Genomic DNA, 20,124 nt, shown 5'->3' with positions numbered 1-20,124 from the left:
GCTCATGCCATGTCGCTTTGTGCTGAGCTGGCTCGCGTGTGGAGTCAGCGCCGCAGAAGGCTTTTTTATGCTTTCAGCGCTTCCAGCGCAGCAGCATAGTCCGGCTCGGTGGTGATTTCATTCACCAGGTGGCTGAACACGACGGTGTCGTTTTCGTCGATCACGACAACTGCGCGAGCAGCGAGGCCTTTCAGGGCGCCTTCAGCGATGCCCACACCGTACTGCTCCAGGAATTCCGGGTTACGCAGGGTGGAAAGGGTAATAACGTTGCTCAGGCCTTCGGCACCGCAGAAACGGGACTGGGCGAACGGCAGGTCGGCGGAGATGCACAGCACAACGGTGTTGTCCATTTCTGTCGCCAGCTGGTTGAATTTACGCACAGATGCGGCACACACGCCGGTATCGATGCTTGGGAAAATGTTCAGCACTTTACGCTTGCCGGCAAACTGGCTCAGCACGACGTCAGACAGATCTTTTGCCACGAGCGTAAACGCCTGCGCTTTGCTGCCAGTCTGAGGAATGGATCCTGCAACAGAAACCGGGTTGCCCTGGAAATGAACGAGTTGTGACATAGTTATCTTCCTGTTTACATATAGTTAACGTCGCCGCTAGTGTATGTCATCAGCCAATAACACAGCAAACCCTATTTACGCGAAGCCGCTATACAGGAGTAAGTGATGAGAACCCTCAAGGTTTATGAAGAAGCCTGGCCACTGCATACACCCTTTGTGATCTCCCGGGGAACCCGGAGCGAGGCCTGCGTGGTGGTGGTCGAAATAGAGGAAGAGGGTGTCAAAGGGGTGGGGGAATGTACCCCTTATCCGCGGTATGGTGAAAGTATCGCCTCGGTGATGGCGCAGATCATGGCGCTGGCGCCGGAGCTGGAGCGGGGGCTCAGCCGGGAAGCGCTACAGGCCCTGTTGCCGCCCGGTGCGGCGCGCAATGCCATTGACTGCGCCCTGTGGGATTTGGCCGCGCGCCAGCAGGGGATCCCGCTGGCCGCCCTTGCCGGGATGACGATGCCGCAAACGCTGGTGACCGCCCAGACGGTAGTGATTGGCGAACCCGCGCAGATGGCCGCCAGCGCCAAAGCCCTGTATGCCGCCGGGGCGCGCCTGCTGAAAGTGAAGCTGGACGATCATCTCATCAGCGAGCGGATGGTTGCCATTCGCGCCGCCGTACCAGAAGCCACGCTGATTGTCGATGCTAACGAATCCTGGCGCAGCGAAGGACTGGCTGCCCGCTGTCAGCTACTGGCGGATCTGGATGTTGCCATGCTCGAGCAACCCCTGGCTGCGGGTGACGATGCCGCGCTGGCAAATTTCATTCACCCGCTACCCATCTGCGCCGACGAAAGCTGCCATACACGTGAGAGTCTTCCCGCCCTGAAAGGACGCTACGAGATGGTGAATGTGAAGCTGGATAAAACCGGGGGGATCACCGAAGCGCTGGCGCTGGCTGCCGAGGCGCGTCAGCAGGGTTTTGCGCTGATGCTCGGCTGTATGCTCTGCACCTCACGCGCCATTAATGCGGCTTTGCCGCTGGCGGGCGAGGTGCAGTTTGCCGATCTTGACGGTCCGACCTGGCTGGCGGTGGACGTATCACCGGCGCTGCATTACACCACCGGCATGGTTCATCTCTGAGGTTCCCAGCGCAGCAGATCGGTCATCGCTCTCAGGTACTTCTCGCTGGCCTCGTCGGACGAGATCGGCGGGAACTCGGCGGTGATGCAGTGCAGGCTTAAATCAGCGCACCAGCTACCGAAAGAGCCCGGCGTTTCATAGCCGACGCTGGTCACCAACGGCAGCGAAAAGGCATCCGCCAGCCAGCTTCCCAGCGCGCTGTGCGCGGGATCTTCAATGCAGGCCAGCGGATCGTGAAATGACACCACCCAGGCCGGATGCAGTTTGTGGATCAGGTGACATAGCGCCTCTGTTTCCGGTTCCGAACCGGGCTTTTCGCCGGTCAGCAATACCACATCCCGATCCTGTGCCGCACTGTTCCAGCGGTAGACCGTCTCGCCTTCCCGCCAGTTGGCCGCCGGGAAGTTACGGTTCAGGTCCACTCCGCGAGCGTTGGCGCGCAGTCCCAACTGACAGCCGTCCGGGTTGACGGTTAACACCACATGGTGGCGACGCAACTCCGGGGCCAGGGTGCGCAGGGCGCAGGAGAGGGTCACAATTGATGAGTTTTCATCCCCGTGAGTTCCGGCGATGATCAGGCCGCTGTGGCGATCGGCCTGTGGCGCAGGGAACCAGATCAAGGGCGCGCCGAGGAATGAACGGCCATAGTGTTCGGTTCCCGGCGGGAAAGCGCCACGTTCCGTTCTTGGACGAGTAAGGGACATAGACGTTCCTGAATCAGAGTTATACTACTGGCAGTGTTGTGCAAAACACACGGTTAATCAAATAGTTTCAGCTCCAGGGCAAAACCGGCAGATATCAACTTTCCGATGGAAGTTGTTTGCATTTCCCTGTTCAGAAACAAATAATTACGCATCTGCTCGTTACCCATCATTTCAAAGGGGATCTCATGAAGCATCCGGTTTCGTTGATTTGTTCTGCCTTGTGGTTGTGTGGCCTCTCTTCTTATTCCTTTGCTGCGGATGTTCCCTCCGGGACGACGCTGGCATCAAAGCAGGAGCTGGTGCGTCATATTAAAGATGAACCGGCGTCACTGGATCCCGCCAAAGCGGTGGGACTGCCCGAAATTCAGGTGATCCGCGATCTGTTCGAAGGTCTCGTCAACCAGAATGAAAAAGGGGAGCTGGTGCCGGGCGTTGCCACCCGCTGGCAGAGTAACGATAACCGTGCCTGGACCTTTACCCTGCGTGAGAATGCCCAATGGTCTGACGGCACCCCCGTCACCGCACAGGATTTTGTCTACAGCTGGCAGCGTCTGGTCGATCCGAAAACCACGTCGCCGTTTGCCTGGTTTGCGGCGCTGGCCGGGATCAACAATGCCCAGGCCATTATCGACGGCAAGGCCACGCCGGATAAGCTCGGCGTGACTGCGGTAGATAGCCGAACTCTGCGCGTCCAGCTGGATAAACCGCTGCCGTGGTTTGCCAATCTCACTGCAAGCTTCGCCTTCTATCCGGTACAAAAAGCCAACGTTGAGAGCAGCGCGGAGTGGACCCGTCCGGGTACGCTGGTGGGCAATGGCGCATACATTCTGAAAGACCGGGTGGTCAACGAGAAGCTGGTCGTCGAGCGCAACACCCATTACTGGGATAACGAAAAAACGGTGCTGCAGAAAGTGACCTTTATCCCGATCAACCAGGAGTCGTCTGCCACCAAGCGCTACCTGGCGGACGATATCGATATCACCGAATCGTTCCCGAAAAACCTCTACCAGAAGCTGTTGAAGGACATTCCGGGGCAGGTTTATACCCCGCCGCAGCTGGGCACCTACTATTACGCCTTTAATACCCAGAAAGGCCCGACGGCGGATGCCCGGGTGCGCCTGGCGCTGAGCATGACCATCGACCGGCGGATCATGGCCGAGAAAGTGTTGGGCACCGGCGAAAAACCGGCATGGCACTTCACCCCGGACGTGACCGCAGGCTTTACGCCGGAGCCATCACCCTTTGAGCAGATGAGCCAGGAGGAGATGAACGCGCAGGCCAAAACGCTCCTGCAGGCAGCGGGCTACAATGCACAGAAACCACTGAAACTGACGCTGCTGTACAACACCTCGGAAAACCACCAGAAGATCGCCATCGCGGTGGCCTCGATGTGGAAAAAGAATCTCGGCGTCGATGTGAAGCTGCAAAACCAGGAGTGGAAAACCTATATCGACAGTCGTAACACCGGCAATTTCGATGTGATCCGCGCCTCGTGGGTGGGAGATTACAATGAGCCCTCGACCTTCCTCTCGTTGCTGACCTCCACGCATACCGGCAATATTTCCCGCTTCAACGATCCGGCGTATGACAAGGTGATCAATCAGGCGTCGCTGGAGACCACCGCGAAGGCCCGCAACGCGGATTACAATACGGCGGAGAAAATCCTCGCGGAAAAAGCGCCGATTGCGCCGATCTATCAGTACACCAACGGGCGCTTAATCAAACCCTGGGTGAAAGGGTATCCGATTAACAACCCGGAAGATGTGGCATACAGTCGCACCATCTATATCGAGAAGCATTGATAGAGTATGTTTTCCTTATAACGGATGCTATAACCGGAACTGGCGCGAATTGCAGCGCCAGTTTTTATCTGATTTAGAATTATGCAAGAATCTACCGTAGCTCTAATTTTACGTTATTATCCTTTCTGTAAAAATCATAATTACCCATCGATATTTATTAAAGCATAGATTGAGTATTGATATGGTATTCGCCTCGCAAATACATAATTATTGTTTAATATTACTCACTGACAGGAATTAAAGTTAACTGTTTGATGGAAGTCTACTTTTGGACCAAGAGTTAGTTGATTACATGTAATTACTTGTTCTAATATCGCCTCTGCAAACAAATGTAGTTTTACTTAATAACTATTCCTTAAGGAAAAGGGACTGCTATGGCTGATACATTTCAGAATGAAGTGCCCAGGGCACGTATAAATCTCAAGCTGGCTCTCCATACGGGGGGCGCGCAAAAGAAAGTTGAACTGCCGCTAAAGCTCCTTACCGTTGGTGATTTCAGTAATGGCAAAGAAAAACGGCCGTTATCAGAGAGGGAAAAGGTTAACGTTAATAAAAATAATTTTGACAGTGTACTTTCAGAATTAAACCCGGAAATTAACCTGGCCGTCCAGAACACGCTGGCCGGCCAGGTTTCAGAAGAAAATATCCAACTGCAATTTTCATGTATAAAAGATTTCGAGCCCGAACAGGTTGCCCGTCAAATTCCTCAGCTTCGCGCCATGCTGGCGATGCGTAATTTATTACGCGATCTAAAATCCAATCTGCTTGATAACGCCACTTTCAGAAAAGAGCTCGAGAAAATTCTTAAGGATCCGGCGCTGTCTCAGGAATTACGCGACGAAATGAGCGCGCTTGCCCCGAAATAAAACGTGGGTATCTCTTTTAATGGATTAACCGGGAATATGCTGATGTCTGTAAATACTGAAACTGGCTCTGCTCAAGGGCAAACCACCGTACTTGAAAAAGAGGGCGTTTACGCCTCCCTGTTTGAAAAAATCAACCTCACCCCGGCGTCCAGCCTTGGGGATATTAATGCATTTCTGGACGACGCTGCGCTGGCGGATGCGCCTGCGGGCGAGCGCCTGACGGCTGCGATGCAGGTGTTTATGGACTGCATCCTTAAATCAGGCCAGCAGGTGGAAAAGCTCGATAAAACGCTGATCGATCACCATATCGCAGAGCTGGATTTTCAAATCAGCCGCCATCCGGATATGGTCAACAACACCTGGAAGCAGGTTCTCCAACGTGGAGATCTCGATCCGGATAAACCCCGTATTCTGGAGGCAGGGAATAATCATCTGACGTTACAACCGCTGAAGGATGACTGATGCCGCAGGGACACAATACGCCATCGTTGTATGAAATGCTGAGTGGTAATTTCTCCGGTGGCCTGAGCCTGCGCCAGGTCAGCGAGCAGAACCATGTGATTTTATCAGTACTCGATAACATGCAGCGCGTGCTCAACTGCCGCGCAGGTACGCTGGCGCTCCTGCCGGATTATGGGTTGCCGGATATGACCAAAATTCTGCAGGGGATGCCGGGTACGGCCCATGAACTGATGGGAACGTTATCGGCTGTACTGCTTAAATACGAGCCCCGGCTTAAGAAAATCGACGTGGTTCTGCTTGAGCAGAATATTCCCGGTGAATTGCGTTATGCCATTGATGCCGAACTGAAAGGCATTGGTCTGGTACGTTACGGCACGGAGTTTATGCCTGAAGGACGGGTGCTGATACGTCATCTCAAACAGCAGCAATATCTTGATGCTCAGACCCGCCTCTAATCTTCTGACGGACAGTAAAAGCATGTCGGCAAAATCACGATTTTTTAAAAAACTGCAGGATTAACACCCGAGCAACCTGGCCTTTGACACGAAGGCGGAAGCTGATATTGCGGCGTGGCTGGCTGCATGGAGGTCTGCCTGTTTACTGCAGCCGATGTCCCTTTGCTTCCTGAGTAAACCCTGAATCTGACTCAGGCTCGCTTTTATGCCCACGGACAACTAAAACATGCATGACGAACAACCACGCCAGGTAAAAACCGGCGGAGACCCGCGTTCACTGCCAGAGTTTATAGCGCTGCGCGATGAGGTGAGTAAGCTGACGCATCCGGCACGCCCGGACGTCGACTGGGAAAAGGTGGAAAAACTGTCGCTCTCCCTGTTTGAAATCAACGGCGTGGAGCTTCAGACAGGGGCGTGGTACACACTCGCTCGCAGCTATCTGGCGCGCGTCAGTGGGATCAATGAAGGGCTCAACATATTGGTGGCGTTGCTGAACCATCAATGGGCACAACTCTGGCCACAGCCGGCTAACGCCCGTGCGGAGATCCTGGATGGCCTTTTTCAGCGCTTACAGAAACTTTTCCGCACCTGGTCATTATCGCCTGCACACTTTACCGCACTTAAACTGGCTGAAAAGCGCCTGCTGGAGCTGGACGACATTCTGAAGCGTCGGGAACTCAGGCACGTCTGCAATCTGAGGCCCCTGTTGCAGCAAATACGCAGTGCCCTAAGTCGCCTGGAGAACAGTCCTCAGCAGTGGGAAGCAACTCTGGGCACCGCCTTGCCTGAACAAGCGCGGGTGAGGGAGAATGAAGTAGCCCCACCTGCCAGCCAACTGGTCTATGTCATCCATAAAGATCCAGCAATAAAGGGGCAGGTGACAGCGGCGGCACCGGTTAAACCCAAACGATGGTCAGCCTTTGTTGCCAGAATGGGAATCGTAGTAGGGCTGAGCGCCGCGATCGTCTTTGGATTGCAGGCTACGCATCGCCCGGAGGATGCCACAAAACCGATGGCCGCGTCTGTTGCCTGGCCGCCTGTACCCATGACCGCCTCGCAGATCGATGCTTTCCGGCAAACGGATAACAGCCGGACGCATTCGAGCATGTGGATCGGACGGATAGCGAATCAGGTCTACTGGATCATGAACCTTCCGCCAGGATGGCGTCTTCGCTATGGGCAGGGACTGATTGTGCAGGCAAAGGCTTTGTGGCCGAATGACCCGGCAACCCGGGTTTTAGTACAACGCTGGGAGCAATATCAGGTGGCCAGAACGCTGCCAGCAAGCCAGTTACGGGGCTGGCATGATGGAATGAAACAACTTCACGCCCTGTCGGCAAAGCTTGATGCGTTGGACCACCAAAAAGGAAAATACCTGACGGTTAGTGAGCTGAAGACGATGATCTGGCAGATAACCAACTCTTTTGCCAGCGCGGTTCCGGTCGAAGAACAGCTTCGACAACTGGTTACCGTCCCGGAGGACGTTACCGCACCCGGAGCGAATATTGTGCAGGCCGCGCAGCATCTTGATTCGTTGATCCATATGTTAGAACAACTGTCTGCACAGAAAGTCAATGTAGTGGAGAGCGGGCCGGTAGGCGAAACTGAGTAAACGGCTGGAGAGCGGGCTGGCGATATTGCGTGAGCAGAGAGATGTGGTGGATCAATGCCTGGATAACGGCATAACCAACAACAAGATCGTGGCAGCAAATAATAGCTATAGAACAGGCTGGCCTGAAACCACCGAGCCTGTCCGGCGTTGACTTAACCCTTACTTCTGCAACACTTCAGCAAACTTCGCCAGCCACTGCGGATGCGCAGGCCAGGCCGGAGCCGTAACCAGATTGTCATCGACATACGCCTCATCGATACCAATATCAGCGTAGTACCCGCCGGCGAGTCGGACTTCCGGCGCGCAGGCCGGGTAGGCGCTGCAGGTCCGTCCTTTCAGAACATCAGCGGCGGCCAGGAGTTGAGCCCCGTGACATACGGCGGCAATCGGCTTACGCGCCTGGTCAAAGGCCCGCACCAGTTCAAGTACCTTCTCATTGAGGCGCAGATATTCCGGCGCCCGTCCGCCCGGAATTAACAGGGCGTCATAATCCTCTTCTTGCACCTCAGCAAAATCGGCGTTGAGAATAAAACGGTGGCCAGGTTTCTCGCTGTAGGTCTGGGCGCCGTCAAAATCATGGATCGCCGTCATGATAAAGTCGCCTTTGGCTTTGTCAGGACAGACCGCGTCAACCTGATGGCCAATCATCTGTAATGCCTGAAACGGCACCATGGTTTCGTAATCTTCTGCATAATCCCCGACCAGCATCAGGATCTTTTTGCTCATCTTAACCACTCCTCAAGGAATACATTGAAAGACAGATGGCGACATCACGCCGCCAACACTTTATTACGACCATCATTCTTGGCGCGATACAGCGCATCGTCCACGCGCTTAAACAGATCGTCGATATTTTCCTCCGGGTTATGCCGCGCCACTCCGATGCTGACGGTGAAGCGGGGCAGGCCGGAGATGGCAATGCGGGCAACCGCGGCGCGTAAGGTTTCTGCGATCTGCATCGCCGCATCCAGCGACGTGCGGGGCAGCAACAGCACAAACTCCTCGCCGCCCCAGCGGAAAACGTAATCATCTTTTCGACAACAGCTTTCCAGCATTCGCGAGAGGGCAATCAACACCTCATCGCCTTTCTGATGTCCAAACACATCGTTGATGCGCTTGAAGTGGTCCGTATCCACCAGCAGCAGGCTGAACTCCTGCTGGGCCGGAAGATGATTCGGTGAGGCTTGATCGGTGAGGTTATAAAACTGACGGCGATTGAGCAGGCCGGTTAACGAGTCGCGCAGCGCGGCGTGTTCGAGCTCCTGTTCAAGTCGTTTTTGCTCGGTTATATCGTGAATGATGCACAGCATCAGTTTATCGCCGTAAATCTCAATCGGGCCGGCATAGGTCTGTACGTGACGGGTGGTGCCGTCAGCCAGTCGATGGACAAAGTTGAGCGGCTTATGGCCGCCGGGCAGGCGCGCGATCTCGGTCATTACCGGCAGAATATTGCGCCCGAGGGTGTTGATCTCCCAGGTGTGCTTGCTGCACATCTGTTCATGGGAGTAGCCATAAAAATTGAGTGCCGCGAGATTGGCATCCACCACCTGACCGTCCCGGGCGGGATCGATTAACAGCATTGGCGCACTGTTGGTCAGGAAAAAACGTGCGTAGAACCCCTGCTTTTTGCGCTGGTAAGTCCCGGAGCTGGTGGCTTTAAGACCCGTTACCGGTTGCCGGGCGATGCCCTCAAAAACAATCACCTCGCCGCAGGTATCAAAAAAGGCCAGCGACAGTCGGCAGCTGAGGCTGATCTGCTGGTTATTTACCGGCACGCTCCAGATTTCAATAATCTCTTGTTGGGTTTTTAAATCGGGCACATACATCGCAAGCGTTGCCTGCGCATGTGCCGAGCAGACTCCTTTGCGCAGGCTGTCCAGCGTCGCGTCCTGCATGATCTTTTTTGCTGCCGTATTGGCGAACAGAACATCCTCCGTGACCGGGGATACTACCCACACGGGCGTTTTAAGCATATCCAGCGCAGCAAACCCTGAAAGCGACATAGGCCAGTCTCAGTTATCAGCACGTCACGTGCCTGAGATCCACGACGGAGCGGCACGCGTGGGCTTCTCTGAAACATACTCTACTTCATCCGATCGGGCAGGATTTTTTTGTGATATCCGTGTGAAATTTGTATTAATTATACCAGCTGGAACAGTTTTATTTTCCGCCGATGTTAGTGCATTAAAAAAAGCTCACTTTTCCATTCGTTAATGACCTGCAAAATATATAGCGTTCCAGGGCGCAGGCATATTTTTGTCAGGCTTCAGCCCAAACCGGCACTATATTCTGTTGCTCACATCCCCGGATGGTAAACCGTCCAGCCATTGCGTCTCTCATTCCTGGCGTTAAACAACGCCATATCCGCTTTCAGTTTAAGCTCATGCAGGGTCAGGCCGTGTTCAGGGTAGAGACTTATCCCGGCGCTGAGGGATATATTCAACGCATGACCGCTAAGGTAAAAAGGCTGGGCAATATCACTCACCAGCGTTGTACAGAGTGCTGACATCTGGGCTTCGTCACAGTCTGGCCCCGAAATCACAAACTCATCCCCGCCCATACGGGCAAGGGTCATGGCGGGGTGCAATCTGGCCTTGATGCGTTTAACGACATTGATCAGCAATGCATCCCCGACAAAATGGCCCCAGGTGTCATTAATACTCCTGAAGCGGTCGAGATTGAGAAAAATAAGCGCAAAAGGGCGGTTGTTTTCATCTGCCAGGCGCAGACCATCCAGCAGCATGAGGTCCATTTGATGGCGGTTCGCCAGTCCGGTGAGGGCGTCGTAGCGCGCCTGGATCTCCAGCTGGTTGTTCAGCTGGCGCAGGTTCTCGGTCAGTTGGTGGGCGCGGTTATGTGAATCGATGTGAGAGATAATTAACATAATGCCGAGCAATAACAGCGTTGTGGCTGAAACCCAGACAGAGAGTCTCATTTCGCCGATCCCGGCGGATATGGCATGTGCGCCCGAATGGAAATCCGCGGCGGCCATGCCGGTATAGTGCATCGCGCACACGGCCGCACCCAGCACCCCGGCGGCGATAATCCGCTTCTTCACCACACCTTTGTGTTGATGGCGAAAATGAAAGGCCAGCCGCAAGCCGGTGCCAGAAGCGATGAGCGAAATCACCCCCGACAGCAGCACAACGGGCATATTCCAGCGGATCGCGCTATGGGCCAGCAGGGCAGACATCCCCACATAATGCATCGAGACGATGCCCGCACTGAGGATGACGGTGGCCAGCAGCAGGCGGGGCAGGGAGAGCGACCCCCCTGACACGGCAATATTGATAGCCAGCGTTGCCGCGACCAGCGAAATGCCGAATGAGGTGAGGGTGAGCTCCGGATCGTAGCTCATCATTACCGGCATGCGCATCGCCAGCATGCCGATAAAATGCATCGACCAGATCCCCGTGCCCAGCGTTACGCCGCCAGCGAAGCGCCAGAACAGCGAGGCTCGCGAGTTGGCGAGCCGTATTTTCCCTGCACTGTCCAGCGCGACAAATGCGGCGAAAAACGCGACCAGCCAGGAAACGCCTATGAGGATGGGATCCCACGCGATGTACATCATCAAAACTCTCACGCTTAACATTCACAGAAACACACTGGCGGCGTTAAAACGAACCGCACAGGTATACGAGGGTATCTATTTAATTCAGTATCGGATTAGCGCTGGGAAAACATTAATGTTTTTTTCAGTAAAAACGTAAAATATATTCCTTAATGCGTTAGTTAAGCGTGGCTAAATTGCCATCATCTGGAGTAGGAATAGGGCTTAAGTATGAAGGTCTGAATAGCTGCATTATCGCTCACCGCTTTGACATTCCCTGGTTACGGCAACATCAGCGTATAGTACTTTAATTATTGCTTTGGTGGGCGCATTTGTTCTACCTAACGCAAATAACTAGAGGTATACCATTTATGAGTTGTCTCTACGAAATGAAGATGAAAAATTAAAAAGGCAATGCTATATATTCCTTATCATCTAAAAATTCCGTTGTGGGATATATTATGCTCAGGAACATTAGCGTAAGGACTTTTATTCTTTCTTATCTGATGGTTGTCTTTCTCTTAATTGATGGGTTGGTCATTTCTTTAGCACCGCAAACATCTCTGTTAATTTCACTTAATATTCTATTTATCGTCGCGTTCATGTTCCTCCGGGTTTACATGACCCGGTACCTGGTTGTGCCCATCAATACGGTAAAAAGAAGCATCGAAGAAGTTGTCTCCGGCAATCTGGGCGTTACTATTCCTGAATTTGGTAATAACTGCGCGGGGCGATTGATCCCGGGCATTAACACCCTGTCGGGCAACATCGCCACGCTGGTGCGTGAGATCCGCTCCTCCTCCGCAACCGCAATGAGTCTGTCTGAACAGCTGGCCGCCCGCAGTTCGGCACTGGCAGCGAAAACGGAGCTGCAGTCCGCGTCGCTCATCCAGACCTCTGCCAGCATGGAACAGATGGCAGCCACCACTAAAAACACCGCTGATAACACTCGCCTCGCCAATGAAAAGGCAAACGTGGCGACTCTGCAGGCAAAGAGAGGAGGCGAGCTGATGGGGCAGGTTGCCAACAATATGCACTCCATTACTGAATGCGCCCAGCAGATGACCGAGATCATCACCATGATTGACGGTATCGCGTTCCAGACCAATATCCTGGCGCTCAATGCCGCGGTTGAAGCTGCCCGGGCCGGCGATCATGGCAAGGGCTTCTCCGTGGTGGCGGGGGAAGTGCGCAGCCTGGCGCATCGTAGTGCCGAGGCGGCAAAAAGCATTAAATCCCTGATTGCCGTGACCAGCAGCAACGTCAGTCAGGGGGCGATGGTGGTGGCCGAAGCCGAAAAGAACATGCATGAAATCGTCAGCGGCTCAGGACAGGTCAGCAAGCTGATGGATGAGATTTCCACCTCGACCTATGAACAGGAGAAGGGCATCGCGCAAATCACTCAGGCCCTGACCGATCTGGAAAACGTCACCCAGAGTAACGTGGGGATGGTGGAAGAGCTGTCCGGCTCCTCGACGGTGCTAAAAAATCAGGTGGTTGAGTTGCAGGCCCGTACGCGAAATTTCCATCTGGAACCGGCATCCTCTGCGCCATTATTCGATGGGCAACATCACCCCGCGCGTGCCTGACACGCCATCTGATATAAAAGCCTGGTTCGCCAGGCTTTTTTGTCCGCCGCAGTTGATTCAGGAATAGTCTCTTTTATGAATAAATTCAGCGCGATGGCGGGGTAAATGGTTGCTTAACTTGCCGGTGTGGCTAGACTGACAGCAAAGAACAGCTACTGGCGGAGGCGCTGTGGAAGGCTTAAAAGGATCGGAAGTTAACGTTCCTGACGCAGTTTTTGCGTGGTTACTCGATGGGAAAGGTGGGGCGAGACCGCTCACCGATAACGATATTATCGATCGGCAACATCCCTGCTGGCTGCACCTGAACTATACCCAGCCGGAGAGCGCTCACTGGCTGGCTTCAACCCCGTTATTGCCCAACAACGTGCGCGACGCGCTGGCGGGGGAAAGCCTGCGCCCGCGCGTGACCCGTATGGGCGAGGGGACACTCATTACCCTGCGCTGTATTAATGGCAGCACCGATGAGCGGCCGGATCAGCTGGTGGCGATGCGCCTTTATATGGATGAGCGACTGATTGTCTCGACCCGGCAGCGAAAAGTGCTGGCGCTGGACGATGTCGTCGGGGATTTGAAAGAGGGCACCGGCCCGGAGGATTGCGGGAGCTGGCTGGTGGATGTCTGCGACGCGCTCACCGATCATGCCAGCGAGTTTATCGAAGAGCTGCACGATAAGATCATCGATCTGGAAGATAATCTGATCGATCAGGTTATTCCGCCTCGCGGATTTCTGGCGTTGCTGCGTAAACAGCTGATCGTGATGCGCCGCTACATGGCCCCGCAGCGCGATGTTTATGCCCGGCTGGCAAGTGAACGACTGCCCTGGATGAATGACGATCAGCGCCGCAGAATGCAGGATATTGCCGATCGGCTCGGGCGCGGCCTCGATGAAATCGACGCCTGTATTGCCCGTACGGCGATACTGACAGACGAAATCGCGCAGGTCATGCAGGAGTCGCTCTCCCGCAGAACCTACACTATGTCGCTGATGGCGATGGTCTTTCTGCCCAGCACCTTCTTAACCGGGCTATTTGGCGTCAACCTCGGAGGGATCCCCGGCGGGGAGTTCCGCTTCGGCTTTTCGCTGTTTTGCATCATGTTAGTCGTTTTAATTGGTGGTGTTGCGTGGTGGTTACATCGCAGTAAATGGTTGTAAATTTACACTATTCTGGCGTTCAGATGCGCCTGAAACGCTATTTTAATTGAGCGAGGTCAATAAACCTTTTACCCATAAGGTGCACTATCTCTCCCGCAGGTGAATGCAACGTCAAGCGATGGGCGTTGCGCTCCATATTGTCTTACTTCCTTTTTTGAATTACTGCATAGCAAAATTGATTCGTACGACGCCGACTTAAATAAGTCGGCTTTTTTTTGCCTGCAACCCCGCAGCGACTACCCTAAAAGAGACAATCCATTCTTCTGGAGGGTACTATGGCTATGCTCTTGACACTGCTGCTGCAACAAACCCGGCAATCGGATCCGATACCCGTCGATCCAGTGCCCGTTCCTGAACCGATCCCACGCCCGCAGCCGATGCCGGATCCGCCACCGGATGAAGTCCCGATTAAAATGTCGCATCAAAGGCGGAGATCTGCGAGGATACGCGCCTGCTGACTGTGAGTTTTTTACCGCGAGAATAACTGTGACTGCTTTTTCAACGCTGAACGTACTGCCTGCCGCCCAACTCGATAATCTTAACGAGTTGGGTTACCTGACGATGACCCCTGTACAAGCTGCCGCGCTGCCAGCGATCCTGGAAGGACGCGATGTCCGCGTACAGGCGAAAACCGGCAGTGGCAAAACGGCGACATTTGGTCTTGGCCTGTTACAGCATATTGATGCCAGCCTTTATAAGACGCAGTCGCTGGTGCTTTGTCCAACGCGCGAGCTGGCGGATCAAGTGGCGGCAGAGTTACGTCGCCTGGCGCGTTTTCTGCCAAACACCAAAATTTTAACCCTCTGCGGTGGCCAGCCGTTTGGCGCCCAGCGCGATTCTTTACAGCATGCGCCGCACATCATCGTCGCCACGCCGGGGCGTTTGCTTGATCATTTGCAGAAAGGTACGGTCTCCCTCGACGCGCTCCAGACCCTGGTGCTGGACGAAGCCGACCGGATGCTGGATATGGGCTTTAGCGAAGCCATTGACGAGGTGACGCGTTTTGCCCCGCCGTCGCGCCAGACCATGCTCTTTTCGGCCACCTGGCCCGAGGCGATTGCCGCCATCAGCGGGCGCGTACAGCAAAACCCGATCGCCATCGAAATTGATACCGTCGACGCCCTCCCGGCGATTGAACAGCAGTTCTTCGATACCACCCAGCGGGGAAAAATCCCGCTGCTGCAAAAGCTGCTCAGCGTGCATCAGCCCGCCTCCTGCGTGGTGTTCTGTAATACCAAAAAAGATTGTCAGGCGGTGTGTGATGCCCTGACCGAGGCCGGACAGAGCGCGCTGTCGCTGCATGGCGACCTTGAGCAGCGCGACCGCGATCAGACCCTGGTACGTTTTGCCAACGGCAGCGCCCGCGTGCTGGTAGCGACAGACGTAGCCGCCCGCGGTCTGGACATCAAATCTCTGGAGCTGGTAGTGAACTACGAGCTGGCCTGGGACCCGGAAGTGCACGTACACCGCATCGGCCGTACTGCCCGTGCGGGTAATAGCGGTCTGGCGATCAGCTTCTGTGCCCCGGAAGAGGCGCAGCGGGCTAACATCCTGGCTGAAATGCTGCAAATCAAGCTGAACTGGGTCGATGCCCCGGCAAACGTCGGTATTGTGCCGCTGGCCGCCGAAATGGCGACGCTCTGTATCGACGGTGGGAAAAAAGCCAAAATGCGTCCAGGTGATGTGTTGGGCGCGCTGACCGGTGATATTGGCCTCGACGGCGCTGATATTGGCAAAATCGTGGTGCACCCGGCACATGTGTACGTGGCGGTACGTCAGTCGGTGGCGCAAAAAGCGTGGAAACAGCTGCAAAACGGCAAGATCAAAGGCAAAAACTGCAAGGTTCGTCTGCTGAAATAAGCGGGCGGAAGAGCGTCTCAGCGTTAGCGCTGAGACGCTTAAAGATTACTTCACTTCAATAACGTTCAGACGCATCTCATCCAGCTGAGTGTCATCCTCTTCCGGCTGCCAGCCCGCGGGCTGCATCGGGATCTCTTCGCGATCGAATGCCAGATCGCCGCCGTTCACCACTTCTGAACCGTGCTTAATCCCTTTGAAATCAAACAGGTTGATATCGCTCAGGTGCGAAGGCACCACGTTCTGCATCGCGCTGAACATGGTCTCGATGCGGCCCGGGTAGCGTTTGTCCCAGTCGCGCAGCATATCGCCAATCACCTGACGCTGCAGGTTCGGCTGGGAGCCGCACAGATTGCACGGAATGATCGGGAAGGCTTTGGCCTCGGAAAAACGCTCGATGTCCTTTTCGCGGCAGTAGGCAAGGGGACGGATCACAATGTGCTTCCCGTCGTCGCTCATCAGCTTCGGTGGCATGCCTTTCATTTTGCCGCCGTAGAACATGTTCAGGAACAGCGTCTGTAAAATGTCATCGCGGTGGTGGCCGAGGGCAATTTTGGTTGCGCCGAGCTCGGTGGCCGTACGATAAAGAATGCCGCGACGCAGACGCGAGCAGAGCGAGCAGGTGGTTTTCCCTTCCGGGATCTTCTCTTTAACGATGCCGTAGGTGTTCTCTTCGACAATTTTGTACTCAACGCCCAGCTGCTCCAGGTATTCCGGCAGGATATGCTCCGGGAAGCCCGGCTGCTTCTGATCCAGGTTGACGGCCACTAACGAAAAATTGACCGGCGCGCTTTGCTGAAGATTGCGCAGGATTTCCAGCAAGGTATAGCTGTCTTTGCCGCCAGACAGACAGACCATAATGCGGTCGCCTTCTTCAATCATGTTGTAATCTGCAATGGCTTCACCAACGTTGCGGCGCAGACGCTTTTGCAGTTTGTTGAGGTTGTACTGGTCTTTTTTGTTAATTTCTTGATTTTGCGACATTTAATAGTGGCTCAATTCGTTTGTGGCTAAAGCCGCCCAGGCGGCCCACCGCAAAGATGGGGGGCAGCAGGTCAACATGAAAAAGTATGGCGTGTATGGTACGGATTACGGCGGTGAATGTCAGCACGTTTTACAGCAAACGCCTGCCGCCTGGCTGGTTTTACGCAACAAGGCTATAGTTGTAGTCCATCCATAAAAACGGGAGGTAGTCATGCAGTATGTCGAAAAAGATGACCCGCGCGAGGCCCCGGAATCGGGCGATAAAAAGCCCCAACCCGTCAAAAAATAGCTGACCGTAGGTCATGCCCACGCCACCGGCATTTGCTGGTGGCTTTTTTATGCCTGCGCCCCGGCACGTTCCACCCTAACAACCTTCTACCCTGGCTCAGTAACTAGTGCTGTATCGGCCTTGCGCACTCATCAAAAAGGCCCATGTGTTGTTGAAGATCAATTCTGTACGATAGAGAAGAGACAGGTACTGAAGGCGATGGTCAGCAAAAACACGACTGATACGATGAGGTGCTAACGATGGGTAAACAGTGGCAATTACTATTGGGCTTGTTTGTTTTAATAGCAGTGTTTTCATCCGCAAAGGCGAACACGACGGCGATGGGGCTGACGTTAGGTAAAACCACGCTGCAGCAGTTCATCAAAGCCTATCCCACCGCCCAGCACGAGGGGCGCAGTAAGTGGAGCGACGGCGATATTTTCTCTATTCCGAATAACGAGCTGGGATTAGAGGGCGCCAAAAATAATGCAGTTATCTTCAATAAGTCGGGGCGGATCACCGCCATTATGCTTGAGCTGGATAAGCACCGGTTTGATGAAGTTGAGAGTATGCTCGAGCATAAATACGTGGCGGTGAAAAAACAGATCTCCTTTGCCGGGGACAAATATGCCAAATACCAGAATGAAAATGATTTAATTGAGCTTGATGCGCCCTATTTATCCTCCGTCATGAAACTCACCTATTCAGAACAACTCTTTCAGGAAGCCTGGCTGAAAAAGAGTGCGGAGGAGTTCAGCCGCCGGTGACGGCAGCGCAAACCTGGAGGCTGACTTACACTTAGCCGGTACGCGGCGTTCCGTCACGCCACCTGTGTGGGTCATGCTTACCTGAGAGGAGTCTGTATGGCGAACAAAGTCTCTGCCCAGTGTCACTGCGGAGCGGTCAGGTTTACCGTTGAACTCTCGGACGGGTTCAACACCATCCGGCGCTGCAACTGCTCATTCTGCCGGATGCGCGGGGCCATTGCCGTCTCCGCGCCCTTATCGGGTATCGAGATTGTTCAGGGCGAATCACTGCTGACCGAGTACCGTTTTAACACCCAGGCGGCGGTACACTATTTTTGTTCGGTCTGTGGGATCTACACCTTCCACCAGCGGCGCTCTAATCCGGAGCAGTATGGCGTCAACGTTGCCTGCATTGAAGGCGTCTCGCCGTTTGATTTCCCGGAGGTGCTGGTAATGGAGGGAAGGCATCATCCCAATGATGGCGGCGGCGGTGTGGCTGGCGTGCTGAGCTACCGCACTGCCGACAGCTAGCGTAGCTATTCATCTGGACAGGTCATGGGCACAGGGGATGTGCGCTCAGGCAATTTTTCTCTCTTTGAATTTGCCTTTTACCACGCCGTCATAGAAACGCCCTTTTGAAACCACATGCAGAAAATCATTAAAAATGCGCGCAGGTACGGGCTGATATTGCCAGGCACTGTGATCCCGAAAACGGACTTCCAGCGTTTCGTTGCATTTATCGTAGGCAATCGAGGCGATGCGCGAAGATTTAACAGCATGATGGTTCATAATAGCGAGTCCTATACAGCCCGGCAGACATGAGATTTATCTTGTATCAGAAAGGCTGAGCGGCGCAAGAAAATTTGAACGCCATGCTGAGGGAATATAAAGCATGAGCCCGCGCCGTAGCGCGGGCTAATTTCATCAGAACTGGTAAACCAGACCGACGGCGACGATGTCATCGGTGCCGATGCCATTGTCTTTGTAGAACCGATCGTCTTCGTCCAGCAGGTTGATTTTATAATCAACGTAGGTGGACATATTTTTGTTGAAGTAGTAAGTCGCCCCCACTTCAGCATATTTAACCAGATCCTGATCGCCCTGACCGTTGTCCAGGTCTTTACCTTTAGACTGCAGGTAAGATACCACCGGACGCAGACCGGAATCGAACTGGTACTGAGCGGTCACTTCAAAGTTCTGGGTTTTTTCTGCAACGGTATTTCCGTTGTCACCGTTACCGTATGGGGTCATGTTACGGGTTTCAGAGTACATGGCCGCCAGATAGATATTGTTGGCGTCATACTTCAGACCGGTGGTCCAGGCGTCAGCTTTGTCGCCGCCCGCAGTGGTATTTTTCACCTGATCGTTAGTACGGTCAGAAGAGGTATAGGCCGCTGCTGCGCTGATACCCATGCCGAAGTCGTAAGAGGTAGAGATACCGAAGCCGTCACCGTTTTCATTACGTACGCCACGGTCTTTACTGTTGTTGGTGCCTTCGTTACCGTTACCGGTGCCTTCGTTATTGCCCTGGTACTGCAGGGCGAAGTTCAGGCCTTCAACCATGCCGAAGAAATCGGTATTACGGTAGGTCGCCACGCCGTTCGCACGGCCGGTCATGAAGTTATCTGCTTTGGTGTAGGAGTCGCCGCCAAACTCTGGCAGCATATCGGTCCAGCCTTCCACGTCGTACAGGACGCCGTAGTTACGGCCGTAATCGAATGAACCATAGTCACCGAATTTCAGGCCAGCGAATGCCAGACGCGTCCAGGACTGGTTAGAAGAACCTTCGGTATTGTTTGCCTGGATATTATATTCCCACTGGGCGTAGCCGGTGAGCGTATCGTTGATCTGGGTTTCGCCTTTAAAGCCGAGACGCATATATGTCTGGTCGCCGTCAGCAGTGCTGTCGTCGGAGAAATAATGCAGACCATCTACTTTTCCGTAGAGATCTAATTTATTGCCGTCTTTATTATAAATTTCAGCTGCATTTGCTGCGCCAGCCATTAACAAGGCTGGGATCATCAGAGCCAGTACTTTTCTTTGCATTGTGACTATTCCTTATGCAGTTTTTATAGTTAATAATTTTTTAACTTTCCATGGAACTTTCTGTGTTGGAAAGAGGTCTCATGCTAAATCACTCTCTCTTATCCGCGATAAAACATAATTGTTACTAAGTAAGTAAATTCTCAAGCATTTGCTGCCGAAGAAATAGTGATAATTCTCGTGAATGTATTTAATAAAACCATATAAAATAAAAATTATTTCTCATTGCGATGACGCGCTAAACTTGGCTGCGTTATATGTCTCAAAACCTCTTATCCGTTATTTATTGAATCCACGTTAAATAGATAAACTATTATTTATTTGTGAACAGGATCGCCCGCCAGTATATGACTGGCGGGTTTTTTTATGCCCAAAGAAAAGCCCGGACAT

20 protein-coding genes and 1 pseudogene are annotated in these 20,124 nt (G+C 53.6%); 13 read left to right on the top strand and 8 right to left on the bottom strand.

Going from position 1 to position 20,124, the window contains the following annotated elements:
- Positions 1-65: 65 nt before the first annotated feature.
- Complete coding sequence (gene tpx / locus GNG27_RS12925) at positions 66-572, bottom strand: thiol peroxidase (RefSeq protein ID WP_032611112.1); 507 nt, start codon at positions 570-572, stop codon at positions 66-68.
- Between the two features lie 105 nt (positions 573-677).
- Between tpx and ycjG the strand changes: the two genes are divergently transcribed.
- The gene (gene ycjG, locus GNG27_RS12920; RefSeq protein WP_156263946.1) at positions 678-1,643 is read left to right on the top strand and encodes an L-Ala-D/L-Glu epimerase; all 966 of its coding nucleotides are present in this window, start codon (positions 678-680) and stop codon (positions 1,641-1,643) included.
- On the opposite strand, the gene mpaA is transcribed toward ycjG, so the two are convergent.
- Entirely contained in the window at positions 1,634-2,347 is a 714-nt protein-coding gene (gene mpaA, locus GNG27_RS12915; protein WP_142489777.1) for a murein tripeptide amidase MpaA, read from the bottom strand. The two genes, ycjG and mpaA, sit on opposite strands and share 10 nt — an antisense overlap.
- Positions 2,348-2,532: 185 nt before the next feature.
- On the opposite strand from mpaA, the gene GNG27_RS12910 reads away from it, so the two are divergent.
- The 5 genes and pseudogenes from GNG27_RS12910 (at position 2,533) to GNG27_RS12890 (ending at position 7,544) form a co-directional block, all read left to right on the top strand.
- The gene (locus tag GNG27_RS12910; RefSeq protein WP_156263945.1) at positions 2,533-4,149 is read left to right on the top strand and encodes an ABC transporter substrate-binding protein; all 1,617 of its coding nucleotides are present in this window, start codon (positions 2,533-2,535) and stop codon (positions 4,147-4,149) included.
- A 374-nt stretch (positions 4,150-4,523) separates the two neighbouring features.
- Positions 4,524-5,015, top strand: a complete 492-nt coding sequence (gene tssB / locus GNG27_RS12905; protein ID WP_156263944.1) for a type VI secretion system contractile sheath small subunit — start codon at positions 4,524-4,526, stop codon at positions 5,013-5,015.
- A gap of 36 nt (positions 5,016-5,051) precedes the next feature.
- A pseudogene (locus GNG27_RS12900) lies at positions 5,052-5,366 on the top strand (type VI secretion system contractile sheath large subunit); the annotation flags it as partial.
- A gap of 110 nt (positions 5,367-5,476) precedes the next feature.
- Positions 5,477-5,932, top strand: a complete 456-nt coding sequence (gene tssE, locus GNG27_RS12895) for a type VI secretion system baseplate subunit TssE (RefSeq protein ID WP_156263943.1) — start codon at positions 5,477-5,479, stop codon at positions 5,930-5,932.
- Between the two features lie 226 nt (positions 5,933-6,158).
- Entirely contained in the window at positions 6,159-7,544 is a 1,386-nt protein-coding gene (locus GNG27_RS12890) for a VasL domain-containing protein (RefSeq protein WP_156263942.1), read from the top strand.
- A 159-nt stretch (positions 7,545-7,703) separates the two neighbouring features.
- Here the strand turns inward: GNG27_RS12890 and GNG27_RS12885 are convergent, their stop codons facing one another.
- The 3 genes from GNG27_RS12885 to GNG27_RS12875 form a co-directional block, all read right to left on the bottom strand.
- A complete protein-coding gene (locus GNG27_RS12885; RefSeq protein WP_142489752.1) occupies positions 7,704-8,270 on the bottom strand; it encodes a DJ-1/PfpI family protein in 567 nt (188 codons plus the stop codon).
- A 44-nt stretch (positions 8,271-8,314) separates the two neighbouring features.
- Positions 8,315-9,547, bottom strand: coding sequence for a sensor domain-containing diguanylate cyclase (locus tag GNG27_RS12880; protein ID WP_156263941.1), 1,233 nt, complete (start codon positions 9,545-9,547; stop codon positions 8,315-8,317).
- Positions 9,548-9,840: 293 nt separating this feature from the next.
- A complete protein-coding gene (locus GNG27_RS12875) occupies positions 9,841-11,115 on the bottom strand; it encodes a diguanylate cyclase domain-containing protein (RefSeq protein WP_156263940.1) in 1,275 nt (424 codons plus the stop codon).
- Between the two features lie 599 nt (positions 11,116-11,714).
- Between GNG27_RS12875 and GNG27_RS12870 the strand changes: the two genes are divergently transcribed.
- The 4 genes from GNG27_RS12870 to dbpA all read left to right on the top strand — a co-directional run bounded on the left by GNG27_RS12870 (position 11,715) and on the right by dbpA (position 15,696).
- On the top strand, positions 11,715-12,683 hold the full coding sequence (locus GNG27_RS12870) for a methyl-accepting chemotaxis protein (RefSeq protein ID WP_231312205.1): 969 nt from the start codon (positions 11,715-11,717) through the stop codon (positions 12,681-12,683).
- Between the two features lie 169 nt (positions 12,684-12,852).
- Positions 12,853-13,836: a zinc transporter ZntB gene (zntB, locus tag GNG27_RS12865; RefSeq protein ID WP_142489748.1), complete on the top strand. Its 984-nt coding sequence runs from the start codon at positions 12,853-12,855 to the stop codon at positions 13,834-13,836.
- Positions 13,837-14,117: 281 nt separating this feature from the next.
- Complete coding sequence (locus GNG27_RS23830) at positions 14,118-14,294, top strand: hypothetical protein (RefSeq protein WP_285111870.1); 177 nt, start codon at positions 14,118-14,120, stop codon at positions 14,292-14,294.
- Between the two features lie 28 nt (positions 14,295-14,322).
- Complete coding sequence (dbpA, locus tag GNG27_RS12860; RefSeq protein ID WP_156263938.1) at positions 14,323-15,696, top strand: ATP-dependent RNA helicase DbpA; 1,374 nt, start codon at positions 14,323-14,325, stop codon at positions 15,694-15,696.
- A gap of 45 nt (positions 15,697-15,741) precedes the next feature.
- On the opposite strand, the gene ttcA is transcribed toward dbpA, so the two are convergent.
- A complete protein-coding gene (gene ttcA, locus GNG27_RS12855; RefSeq protein WP_156263937.1) occupies positions 15,742-16,677 on the bottom strand; it encodes a tRNA 2-thiocytidine(32) synthetase TtcA in 936 nt (311 codons plus the stop codon).
- 211 nt (positions 16,678-16,888) lie between these two features.
- Between ttcA and GNG27_RS23710 the strand changes: the two genes are divergently transcribed.
- The 3 genes from GNG27_RS23710 to GNG27_RS12845 all read left to right on the top strand — a co-directional run bounded on the left by GNG27_RS23710 (position 16,889) and on the right by GNG27_RS12845 (position 18,222).
- Complete coding sequence (locus tag GNG27_RS23710; RefSeq protein WP_225759512.1) at positions 16,889-16,966, top strand: hypothetical protein; 78 nt, start codon at positions 16,889-16,891, stop codon at positions 16,964-16,966.
- A gap of 239 nt (positions 16,967-17,205) precedes the next feature.
- Positions 17,206-17,712, top strand: coding sequence for a hypothetical protein (locus GNG27_RS12850; RefSeq protein WP_156263936.1), 507 nt, complete (start codon positions 17,206-17,208; stop codon positions 17,710-17,712).
- Positions 17,713-17,808: 96 nt separating this feature from the next.
- A complete protein-coding gene (locus GNG27_RS12845; protein WP_142489687.1) occupies positions 17,809-18,222 on the top strand; it encodes a GFA family protein in 414 nt (137 codons plus the stop codon).
- Positions 18,223-18,267: 45 nt separating this feature from the next.
- Here the strand turns inward: GNG27_RS12845 and GNG27_RS12840 are convergent, their stop codons facing one another.
- Together GNG27_RS12840 and ompC are read right to left on the bottom strand one after the other, a co-directional pair.
- Positions 18,268-18,480, bottom strand: a complete 213-nt coding sequence (locus GNG27_RS12840) for a KTSC domain-containing protein (RefSeq protein WP_142489686.1) — start codon at positions 18,478-18,480, stop codon at positions 18,268-18,270.
- A 135-nt stretch (positions 18,481-18,615) separates the two neighbouring features.
- A complete protein-coding gene (gene ompC, locus GNG27_RS12835) occupies positions 18,616-19,737 on the bottom strand; it encodes a porin OmpC (protein WP_142489685.1) in 1,122 nt (373 codons plus the stop codon).
- Between the last annotated feature and the right edge of the window lie 387 nt (positions 19,738-20,124).

This window comes from Leclercia sp. 119287 (assembly GCF_009734485.1).
Taxonomy (GTDB): Bacteria; Pseudomonadota; Gammaproteobacteria; order Enterobacterales; family Enterobacteriaceae; genus Enterobacter; species Enterobacter adecarboxylatus_C.
The sequence above is the reverse complement of the archived record's forward strand: the minus strand, read 5'-3'. Positions and strand labels throughout refer to the sequence as shown.